At 36.3% G+C, this 9066-nt stretch carries 7 protein-coding genes, 1 tRNA gene and 1 pseudogene; 1 reads left to right on the forward strand and 8 read right to left on the reverse strand.

The features are described from left to right. Window positions 1-655: 655 nt before the first annotated feature. Window positions 656-1318 (forward strand): GGDEF domain-containing protein, encoded by a 663-nt coding sequence (locus tag JCM21714_RS17130; RefSeq protein ID WP_035726256.1) that lies wholly within the window; start codon window positions 656-658, stop codon window positions 1316-1318. 58 nt (window positions 1319-1376) lie between these two features. On the opposite strand, the pseudogene ald reads toward JCM21714_RS17130, so the two are convergent. The 8 genes and pseudogenes from ald to JCM21714_RS17165 form a co-directional block, all read right to left on the reverse strand. Next, window positions 1377-2502 (reverse strand): annotated as a pseudogene (ald, locus tag JCM21714_RS17135) (alanine dehydrogenase). Between the two features lie 186 nt (window positions 2503-2688). After that, window positions 2689-2761 (reverse strand) — tRNA-Ala (locus JCM21714_RS17140). A gap of 45 nt (window positions 2762-2806) precedes the next feature. Continuing rightward, entirely contained in the window at window positions 2807-3088 is a 282-nt protein-coding gene (locus JCM21714_RS22525) for a hypothetical protein (protein ID WP_235183020.1), read from the reverse strand. 198 nt (window positions 3089-3286) lie between these two features. Beyond that, window positions 3287-3586 (reverse strand): hypothetical protein, encoded by a 300-nt coding sequence (locus JCM21714_RS22530; RefSeq protein ID WP_235183021.1) that lies wholly within the window; start codon window positions 3584-3586, stop codon window positions 3287-3289. Further along, the gene (locus tag JCM21714_RS17150; RefSeq protein ID WP_035726258.1) at window positions 3586-4494 is read right to left on the reverse strand and encodes an ABC transporter ATP-binding protein; all 909 of its coding nucleotides are present in this window, start codon (window positions 4492-4494) and stop codon (window positions 3586-3588) included. The genes JCM21714_RS22530 and JCM21714_RS17150 overlap by 1 nt, the downstream gene beginning before the upstream one ends. Next, window positions 4495-4692, reverse strand: coding sequence for a PLDc N-terminal domain-containing protein (locus tag JCM21714_RS17155; protein ID WP_035726260.1), 198 nt, complete (start codon window positions 4690-4692; stop codon window positions 4495-4497). A gap of 234 nt (window positions 4693-4926) precedes the next feature. Further along, window positions 4927-5754: a dimethylarginine dimethylaminohydrolase family protein gene (locus JCM21714_RS17160; protein ID WP_035726261.1), complete on the reverse strand. Its 828-nt coding sequence runs from the start codon at window positions 5752-5754 to the stop codon at window positions 4927-4929. Between the two features lie 599 nt (window positions 5755-6353). Beyond that, a complete protein-coding gene (locus tag JCM21714_RS17165) occupies window positions 6354-8480 on the reverse strand; it encodes an ATP-dependent Clp protease ATP-binding subunit (RefSeq protein ID WP_035726262.1) in 2127 nt (708 codons plus the stop codon). Between the last annotated feature and the right edge of the window lie 586 nt (window positions 8481-9066).

Raw genomic sequence — 9066 nt, forward strand, 5'->3', positions numbered from 1 at the left:
TTTGATTACTCCGGTTCCTTCTCGCACCATGGCACCCATCTCCACATTTTTTTGCTTATATTATACATAAAAGTTATCCACAAGGTCTAATTATATAATTTCCTAAACAATAAAAAAAATGGATGTTTACTACCTTTGCTTGGTTGTCTTTCTTTTTCATCAAAAAAGCAGAGAATAATAGTTAGAAAATTCAGAATAAATTTATGCGACACTAGTGATATATTATATATAATTGATTTTGCATATCTTATAGTCACTATTATTTTAACTATATTTAAAATGAGAAAAGGAAGCAAAGCAGCCCAAGTATGGTTTAAAGGAATGTTATTATATTTCGGATGGTCACTATCATTGTTGACGACATCGCTTATCAACGACAGCTTTTGTATTTCCTTATTCATATAATCCCACACGTGACATTAATATGGGCACTTACTTTATTCTTTAGCATGGCAATATACGATTATTTATCATCTTACGAGAAACAGTATAATATCCTCTTTCAGCGATCTCCGTTGGGAATACACATCATGGATGAAAAGGCGATTGTTCTTGAGGCAAGCCCGCAATTATCTACTTATTTAAGTGTAAAAAGACAAGCTATACTTCAATCATCTATACTGTCTTTTTAGGTGGTATTGATAAGGATAAGTTTATGAATGAATACCAAAATGCATTTAAAGAAAAAATTAAGTTGGAAAACTTTGAAATTTCTTTTGTGAATAAGGCAGGAGAAGGAATAACTTTATTAGTTGATTCTGATTTCATTTTGGTAGAAGGAAAAACGCTTCAGTTTTTAATGGTAAAAGACATTACAGAAGCTAAAGACAAAGAAGAGAAAGTAAAGTTTTTGGCCTACCATGATTTCCTGACTGGTTTAGCAAATCGAGCTGCGTTTGAAAAGCGGATAGCTGATCTATTGAACAGGAAAAAGATGTTTAATCTGCTATTGCTTGATTTAAACAAATTGAAGCAGATTAATGATACATTTGGCCATCAGGCAGGAGATCATGCTATACAACATATAACAAAAATTTTGCAAGAAGTTGCTGCGAATACGCACTATGCAGCAAGATTAGGCGGAGACGAATTTGTTATGTTACTTCATGCAGATGAAACAGAGACCATTACTATTATAAAGGAAATGAAACAAAGGCTTCTCACGCCCTTGACTCTGCCAGAACATGATCAGATATGTTTGTCCGCTAGCATAGGCGTTAGTTACTATCCCGAAGATGGTGAGACAATAAATGAATTATATAGAATAGCAGACAAACGTATGTATGAAGAGAAGCAAAAATTAAAGAGTGACAACTAGACAAATAGCGATTAACTTCATAATCAATTTAAAACCGTATTAAAAGCCTGAGTAATTATTACTCAGACTTTTCAAAAAATGAGCCTAGCTCCGTATATCGTCTGTCTAATCCTTGTGCAACAGCCTGATGAACTATTTTTCCTCTAAAAGTATTTACTCCTTTAGCAAAATCGGAATCCTTTTGAATACAATCTTTTAATCCCTGATTAGCTAAGCGTAAAATATATGGAGTAGTTACATTTGTCAATGCATAGGTTGCTGTCTTGGAAACGGCTCCTGGTATATTTGCAACAGCATAATGGTTAACCCCATGCTTCACATATACCGGGTCTTCATGAGTTGTAGCCCGATCAATGGTTTCTATCGATCCGCCCTGATCTACCGCAACATCTACAATAACAGATCCAGCTCCATTGATTTAACATATCCTCTGTTACCAGCTTTGGCGCTTTAGCTCCTGGAATCAATACCGCACCTATGAGAATATCAGCCTTTTCTGTCTGTTGCGCAATATTAAATGTATTGGAAGCCAAGGTTCGAATTTTACCTGGAAATAAATCCTCCAGCTGTCTTAAACGTTCAATATTAATATCAAGTAATGTAACATTTGCTCCTAATCCAATTGCCATTTTTGCTGCATTCGTCCCGACAATCCCTCCACCGATAATAACTACATCTGCTGGTGAAACACCTGGAACTCCACTTACAAGCACACCCTTACCACCATAGGTCTTCTCGAGAAACCGTACTCCTGCTTGCACGGACATTCTTCCCGCAATTTCACTCATCGGTGTTAAGAGTGGTAAACCACCATTGGGAGCTTGAATGGTTTCATATGCGATTCCTGTTGTTTGCTGTTCAAGCAGTGCATCTGCTACTTTACCTGCTGCTGCTAAGTGCAGGTACGTAAATAAGATTAAATCTTTACGAAAAAAAGCAAATTCTGAGGGCTGTGGTTCCTTAACTTTCACAACCAGTTCTTGTGCCCATGCATCTTCTGCCTGTTCGGCAATGGTGGCGCCTGCTTTCACATATAAATCATCTGCTATGCCACTTTCTACTCCTGCACCTTTTTCAATTTTAACTTCGTGACCTGCTTGTGTTAATGACATTACGCCTGCCGGGGGGGTCATCGCCACTCTGTTTTCATTACTCTTCATTTCCTTTGGTACACCAATCTTCATTATCCCACCTACCTTCTCTTTGCTAGTATGGTATGAAACTTCCTATTATACGTTTTCCCTTTTTATAAAAATAGTACAAAACGAAGAACAAATTGCTCTTATTTTGTACTAGATGATATTTTCCAATTAATTATTACTGGAAAGTCTTATTTTTTATTTATTTTTATGGACTGGATAATCATTTAATGGAGCATAGCGGGCTCGAACCGCTGACCCTCGCGCTGCCAGCACGATGCTCTCCCAGCTGAGCTAATGCCCCGTTTCCTATCTATTATAATAGAAAAGGGAAAAAAATGCACATACCTTAATCGGCCATTTCTTTTGTCTTTAACATAAAGTTAGAAGCTATCAACAATACTACCGATAAAATAATAGTAATAGATGCCGCTGCCCATAAAGCACCTGGAATTTTGTTTACCATCAACATTTCTGTAATATGGCCACTAATACTATTAGGGAACCATGACATATGGTGACCAAATATCTGGTTAATCGCAGACATACCCATAATAGTCACAACCGACAAAGTTAAAACAAGACCGGGTATTTTCACTACCGTATTATAAAAAATCGTTAAGCTAATCACAAATATCAGCCAGACCAAGTAAAAAAAGAATAGACTTACAAATTGACCTGCAGTTATTTCCCCCGTACAACAAATTCACATAGTACCAGCTCGCTAACATTCCGATCAAATATGAAGTAAATACTAATAATCCTTTTGCTGCCCATTTAGCGGATATATAAGTAAAATAACTGACGGGTTTTACTAGAATTAATTCTGCTACACCACTTTTTCTCTCCCCCCAGCTATCACAGCCATCGAGATCGCTACAATAACCAAAACTCCAAACATACTTAATTCAGCCAGGCTCATCATGATTGCTTGCTCAGGTTGTACTGCTGGTACTTCGAACACAGCACCTTCTGGCATGCCACCAACCGCATCTATAATTTGAGGTAAATAATAGGTAGATAAAGGATCCATAATACAGATTACGATGAATACAAGTGGTACCCAAATCCATTTGAAATTTCGCCAATCTTCTAATATTTCTTTTTTAAAGATCGTGAACCATTGCATTAGTTTTTCACCACTTTCATAAATAAATCCTCTAACGTTGTTCTACTTAATTCAAATTTCACGATGGGCCAGTCTGATTTAATTGCTTCTGTTAAAATTTCTTTTCTTGCCAAGTCGATATCATCCACGACGACATGAATCTCTCCTTTTACCAACATAATTTCTAGAACAGATGGGAATTGTTTTAATTTTTCTAAATATGGAGATGTACTACCATGAAAAGCCAGTTCAAATTTAGCGGATTGATGTTTTTGGCGTAATGCTTCAATGGAACCCGCTTCCACAATTTCTCCTTGATGCATTAACAATAAATCATCACTAATTTCCTCTGCATCCCCTAAAATATGAGTGGAAAATAGAATAGTCGTTTGCTTTTTTAATTCTTCCATTAATGTTAATACTTCACGGCGGCCAATAGGGTCTAAAGAAGAAACAGGCTCATCAAGCATTAATAGCTGTGGGCTATGGATCATTGCCTGGGCAATCCCTAATCGTTGCTTCATACCACCAGAGTATTTACCGATGCGTTGATTTCTTGATTCATAAATAGCTACCTTTTTTAGTAATTGATCCGCTTTGTCTGCTGCATCCTTTTTGGACAAATGGGCAAGTTGACCGACATAAACTAGAAATTCTTTTCCGGACATCCAAGTATGGAAGACAGGGTATTGTGGTAAGTAACCAATATAATTTCTAATGTCTTCTCCCTTCGTTGTCCCTTTGAACTGAATCGACCCTTCTGTCGGTTTCAAAAGTCCTGATAGCATTCGTAAAGTTGTCGTCTTCCCGGCACCATTCGGTCCAAGTAGGGCAATACACTTTCCCTGTTCTAAATTGAAATCAAGACCTTTCACAACGAGGTCATCTTTAAAGGCTTTTTTTAGATTGGAAACCTCGATTACTGGCATCTAGTATTGTCTCCTTCCAAGAATAAAAAATAAAATAGGACCAATAAATCCAATGAAAATAATAATCACTGCCCACATCGCTTTCGGCCCGTTTGTATATTCTGCTTTAATTAATGAAATAAGTGCAACTATCAATAATAGTAATTGAATAATAATGAGTGGTGCAACAATTGGCATTATGCTTAATAATTCATTCATCCCCTTTACCTCCTATCTATACTTACGAATTATCGCCAATAATAGTTTCATGATTCACAAAAATATTAGCAGTTACAACTTTTCAAAATGACTGCAAAAAGGTATTAGGAATTTCCTTCCTATTAACCAATTAAAAAATCCGAACAATAGCAAATTCTAATTAGAATTCACGTAATCGTTCAGATTTTACTTTTATCCAATTACTTTTGTGCCATCCTCTTAAAAAATATCGTGCTATTTCCTTTCGATCGGTAAAGTGCAACACCTAAAAGATCCACCTGATTTAATAATTTCAGAGAAATCCACTTCAATGACGTCAAATCCTTTTTTTATTAAAGCTTGATTTACCTGTTTATTATCTGGTAATGAAATAACTTTTTGATCGCCAATGGAAAATACATTTGTACCTAATGTGAATTGCTCATCCTCATTAACTTCAATTAAGTCATATTTATCATGCAGCTTTTTTACATCTTCTTCATGAAATGCAGGACTGTAAATTAAGCCAACCTCTTTACTGACCATGTTTAACGCACAATCTAAATGAAGAATATCCTGTCGTATCGGTAGTTCTACTATTTCTCTGTTACCTATATGTGTTTGAAGCTCTTGAATTGCATGTGATGTCGTCCGGCTACTATTACCTATCCAGACAATATCTTCTGTAACCATCACATCTCCACCTTCAATCGATTGAGTTGTTAAGGGATGATATGTAATAGCATGTTCATCAAGTATCTGCTGTAACACATCAATTTCTGGTTTACGAATATTCCGTCCCATTTCTGCAGTATATAAGATATCATCAATAACAAAGCCAATATCACGTGTGAATACCTGTTCATTAAGCTTTGGATCGGTATAGAGTTCTATTATTTCCACTCCGTGCTTTTCAAGTACATCTACTAACTCCTGATGTTGTTTCACAGCTATAGATACATCAATATTACTATCCTCATAAAACTTTTGTGTTTCGTTAATGATCTTTTTTATTTCCATATACTTTGGTGGGCACACTATTACTTTCTCCAAGCGGCCATATTCGTTTTGTTGTTGAATCATGTTAGCGCCCCCCCTTTCTTTACTTATATTATACCAAACCTTGCAATGAAAATTCTTTTGAAAAGCGTGTTACATATTCTTACAGTATCGTTTTACCCCCCTTTTGAATTGATGTTACTCTTAATTTATCTTAAAAATAAACGATCAGGGAGGGTATTTAATTGAATCGCAGACGTAGGAAAAATCCAAATTTTTCACTTGTGTGATGTTAAATGTTTAGTTAATGAAGACCGCGTAAATAAGCGATATAAGGAGGATATTCCATGAAACGTCCTAAGGGGGAAAAATCCAAATCCGTTTACTTGTATCATTTTAACGTTTAAATTAATGTTTTAGGAATCAAAAAGTACTGGTTGTCATATGATACATCAATATCCTAAATAAGCACGGTTGACTCGTTCAGATACAGTCAACCGTGCTTCATATTTTATAAAGCATCAATGTTATATGGCCACTTTCGGTTATTTTTTGGCCACTTTTCATGGTTTTATGGCCACTTTCATGCATTTAATGGCCACTTTTCATCGTTTTATGGCCACTTTTGCACACTTTTTGGCCACTTTCCAATTATGTCAACTAAAAAAAGCACTAGCTGAAAATTAGCTAGTGCTTTTACGTACAACAATATCTTCATTTTCAAATACGATCTCGATAGTTCCTACATTTTCTTCCTCTAACACAAGATCTGTGATGCCGTCTTCTACTTTATCTTGAATGACACGACGGAGTGGTCGCGCACCGAAACGTGAATCATACCCTTTATCTGCCAGGAATTTCTTCGCATCTTCACTAACCACGATCTCTAATTCTGATTCTTTTAATTGTTCGGTTAACTCATCAATCATTAAGTCAACAATTTGTAACAGATCCGCCTCTGTTAACTCATTGAATGGGATAATCGCATCGAATCTATTTAAAAACTCAGGTTTGAAGTAGTCACTCAAGTTCTCTAAGGTTGAGACTGCTTCATTATTATCATTATTAAAGCCTACGGTAATATTTTTCGCTCCTGTTCCAGCGTTACTTGTCATGATGATCACAGAATCCTTAAAGCTTACTGTTCTGCCATGACTGTCTGTTAACTGGCCATCCTCCATGATTTGCAGGAACATATGCTGTACATCTGGATGAGCTTTTTCGATTTCATCTAATAAAATCAAGCTATATGGATTGTGACGTACTTTTTCAGTTAGCTGCCCTGCGTCTTCATGACCTACATATCCAGGTGGTGAACCAATTATTTTTGAGACAGTATGTTTTTCCATATACTCACTCATATCAAGGCGAATCATGGAATCTCTCGTTCCGAAAAGTTCTTCAGCTAATGCTTTCGTTAATTCCGTTTTACCAACACCAGTCGGTCCTACGAAAAGGAAAGATCCAATTGGCCGATACTGAGACTTCAATCCGGCACGACTGCGACGAACAGCTTTTGCTACTTTATTGACAGCCGCCTGTTGTCCAATTACCTTTTCACTTAAATTATCTGCTAAGAACTTCATTTTAGATTGTTCATCAGATTGAATTTTGCGAACTGGGATTCCGGTTTTTTCTTCAATAATTAATTGAATATCTTCGACGGTTACTTCTGCCTTAGGTGTTTCATTTGCTTCTTGTAATTTCTTTTCTAGTTTGATTTCCTGATGGCGAAGATTTGCCGCCCGTTCGTAATCTTCTTTTTCTGCTGCTTCCATTTTTTCTTTAGCTATTTCATCTAAGCGTTTTTGCACTGTATCTGAATCTGATTCACTCACTTCTAAGTTGAGACGAGCACCTGCTTCATCGATCAAGTCAATAGCTTTATCAGGTAAGAAACGATCCTGAATATAACGTTTAGATAATCTTACAGCAGCATGTAATACCTCATCTGAATAACTTACTTGGTGATATTTTTCATATCGCTCTTTTAATCCTTGTAAAATTAATTCAGCTTCTTCTATTGTCGGCTCCTTAACCATGATAGGCTGGAAACGGCGTTCTAATGCTGCGTCTTTTTCAATTTTTCGATATTCTTTTAATGTTGTTGCACCAATTAGCTGCAATTCACCACGTGCTAATGCAGGCTTCAATATATTCCCTGCATCCATTTGGGAACCTTCAGCAGTACCTGCACCAACCAGTTGATGGATTTCATCAACAAAAAGGATTACATCATGGCGTTCATGAAGCTCAGCTACTAATTGCTTCATTCTTTCCTCAAATTGTCCACGAATTCCAGTATTAGCTACTAGTGATGCTACATCTAAAATATATATTTCCTTACCTAACAGCTTAGATGGGACATTGCCTTCTGTTACTTTTAAGGCTAAGCCTTCTGCAATTGCTGTTTTACCAACACCAGGCTCGCCAATTAAAACGGGATTGTTTTTAGTTCGACGGTTCAATGTCTCGATAACGCGTTTTACTTCTTTCTCACGTCCAATAACTGGATCAATTAATCCTGCTCTTGCAGCATCTGTAAGGTTTTTCCCTAATTGATCTAACAGACCATCGCCTCTCCCACCTTGTTTCGTATGGGTTTTAGCTTGTGATTGTTTAAATCCATCTGCACTTCCTGCAAATGAACCTTCAAAACCTTGACCACCAAACATTCCTGATGGCTGTTGCATTTGATTTTTTATATCTTGAAAGCATGTACTACATACATGGAAAGATTCTGTTTGATCATTGAGTCGAAGGTTTACACTGATTGTTGCTGGACGAATACCACATTGTTGACATTTCATTTGTCATTCCTCCTTCAATTTTCGGTCAAGGTCAATTTGACTTTGACTATCTTTGACCTTCCTTGATTCTTATTATAGTCTGACCTTTTCTGACTTTCAAGTTCTTTGCTTATATTTTTCATAAAAAATTAAAAGATGCAGGAAGAATAGTTATAGAGATATTTCCAATGTGGTAGAGTATGATTACATTCATTCTATTGATTTAATTACATATTATATAAAAACAAACAGATGATTTACTGATTATCATAAACATTATAGACGCAATCCTATTGGTTAAAAAAACTTCCCGTTTTTATAGAGTGCTACTATAGATAGGATAGCCATTTTCTTCTGTCTTGGCTTAAGTATCCCAAAATAATAGCTCTTGCAATTTTGTAGAACAATATCTAGCGTAGGTGCCCGCTTTCACTCCTGTGGGAATGTTTTCTCTGAAGATCCACTTTTCGAGTGATCTTTGCTCGAAAAGTTAGCTGAAGGGAAAACCCCATGGAAAGGGAAGTGGGCAGCTGGAGCGGAAGTTTAGCAGTTTATTACAATTTCAAAATTCCTACAAGATTTACTCTGTATAATATTTCTCTTGCGA

This window comes from Gracilibacillus boraciitolerans JCM 21714 (assembly GCF_000521485.1).
Lineage (GTDB): Bacteria > Bacillota > Bacilli > Bacillales > Amphibacillaceae > Gracilibacillus > Gracilibacillus boraciitolerans.